Below are 2,070 nucleotides of genomic sequence, written 5' to 3'. Positions count from 1 at the left end.
CTGTCACTAATAGGTCGAGGGCTTATCCAATATGGTTTAGGTAAGAAAAATGGATGAAATTCAATATGTGGTTTTGAGGGTACATGCCTCTAAAATTTAAATACGGCCTCGTGGTCAAGCGGTTAAGACGACGCCCTCTCACGGCGTAAACCCGGGTTCGATTCCCGGCGAGGTCATAAGGTTGAAGTCAGACAGGTTTGTCTGGCTTTTTTCTATATTCATTAGGACTTCGTTAAGTGAGAAAAATACAAATTGACAATTAACTTTAACTTTGGTATGCTTATCAGCACGGTTAGCAAGAGCTAATTATAGGAGAACTCCGGCAATCCAGAAATGTCTCGGAAAATTGAGAATGGAGAAAAACGGAGAACTAACACAGAGAGACAACAAGAGGAAGATTATTTGACATATTTATGGATCAATCCGGTATCGGAGCGTATGATATCGGAGCAGAATTTAGAGCGGATTTTAACAGAGCATCATCTTACGCAGGTGCGCTGCTGCAAAGACTGGTGCAGCAGCGTGAAAAAACAATATGAGAATCTGATGAAGCATGCAAACGGAATGGTGGCGGATGCCAGGTGTCCGGAGGCTGTGAATCTGATTGAGCGGTATAAGGAAGAAAAGGGGGTTCCCATTCAGGTGGCGGACATTGAGCCAATCCTGATCCATTTGCTGATGTGTGATAAAGAAGTAGTAGAAGTGTAAAAAATTTTGCCGTTCCTATCCGGCGTTTGCGCATTGCGCCGGATAGGTCGGGCGGTCATTCGGGCAGGTCTACCTTGCCAACGAAAGAGTAATAAATATCAATGTCCTGTCTGCGTGTGCCGTTCTCGTCATAGCTGCACTCATGCACAACGATTTTCTCCACAAACTCACGCAAAAGGGTAGGGGTAAGTTCTTCAAAGCTGGTGTACTTGCGGACAACATTCATAAACTTTTCTGCGTTTACCGTGGCTTCCTGCGCTTTGGAAAGCTCTGCCCGGATAGCGGCGGCTCTCTCTTTCAGTTCTTTCTGCTCGGCTTCATAGTCTGCCGACAGCTCCGTGAAACGCTCGTCTGAAATGCGCCCGGTCACGCTGTCCTCATACAGCCGCTTGAAGATAGCGGATAACTCGCTGATACGCTTCTCGGCGGCTTCCAGCTCCTTTTTCCTTGCGGCGTTCCTGCGCTTGCCCCCGTCCTCGTTCTGCTCGATCAGCAGCTTCATAAACCGGGCTTCGTGCTTCGCTGCATAGCTGGTGACTTTCCGCAGATTGTCGGTCACTCCGGCGGTCAACAGGTCGGTGCGGATAAAGTGCGCCGTACAGTCACGGGTACGCTTCTTGTAGCTCCCGCAGATATAACAATCCTGCTTGCGGGTGGCGTTCTGGTAACGCTGCTGGTAAAGGACGCTGCCGCAGTCGGCACAAAAGAGTATGCCGGAGAATAAGCCCACTTCATCATAGCGGTTCGGGCGTTTGCGCTGCTTGCGTAACTCCTGCACACGCTCCCACATCTGGGTGTCAATGATAGGCTCATGGTGGTTCTCGAAAATCGCCTGTTTCTCAATGGGGTTCTCTACGCTGTGCTTGGTCTTGTAGGACGGCTTCTCCGTCTTGAAGTTTACCAGACAGCCCGTGTACTCCCTGTTTTCAAGGATATGTACCACGGTATTGGTCGCCCACTTGCACTCATAGCCGGGGTGGTAGCGGCGGGTGCTTCCCGTCCGACGGTATTCCAGCGTTCCCGGCGTGGGGATCTCCTGCTCTGTGAGCATACGGGCTATCTTGGTCGGCCCGTTCCCGGCAAGGCACAAGCTGTAAATCTGCCGCACAACCGGGGCGGCTTCCCCGTCAATGATAAAATTTTCGTCCTCGTCCATAAAGTAGCCGTATACGGGTTTGCTCGTGACGGGCTTCCCGCTCATACCCTTAGACCGTTTTACTGCTTTGATTTTCTTGCTCGTATCTCTCACCAGCCATTCGTTAAAAATGTTCCGCAGAGGGGCAAAATCATTGTCGCCCTGTGCGCTGTCCACTCCGTCATTGATAGCGATAAAGCGGACGCCTTTCTGTGGGAAAATCATTT

2 protein-coding genes and 1 tRNA gene are annotated in these 2,070 nt (G+C 50.3%); 2 read left to right on the top strand and 1 reads right to left on the bottom strand.

The features are described 5' to 3' along the window. Positions 1-104: 104 nt before the first annotated feature. Positions 105-176 (top strand) — tRNA-Glu (locus DWZ40_RS04685). Between the two features lie 226 nt (positions 177-402). Beyond that, the gene (locus tag DWZ40_RS19400; RefSeq protein WP_182431611.1) at positions 403-708 is read left to right on the top strand and encodes a hypothetical protein; all 306 of its coding nucleotides are present in this window, start codon (positions 403-405) and stop codon (positions 706-708) included. Positions 709-763: 55 nt separating this feature from the next. Here DWZ40_RS19400 and DWZ40_RS04675 read toward each other — a convergent pair. Then, positions 764-2,070: recombinase family protein (locus tag DWZ40_RS04675; protein WP_073930175.1), on the bottom strand; the 1,307-nt coding region annotated here is incomplete at its 5' end.

This window comes from Clostridium sp. AF32-12BH (genome assembly GCF_003477935.1).
Classification (GTDB): Bacteria; Bacillota; Clostridia; order Lachnospirales; family Lachnospiraceae; genus Brotaphodocola.
Note: the sequence above shows the minus strand (reverse complement) of the source record. Positions and strands in the feature narration are given on the sequence as shown.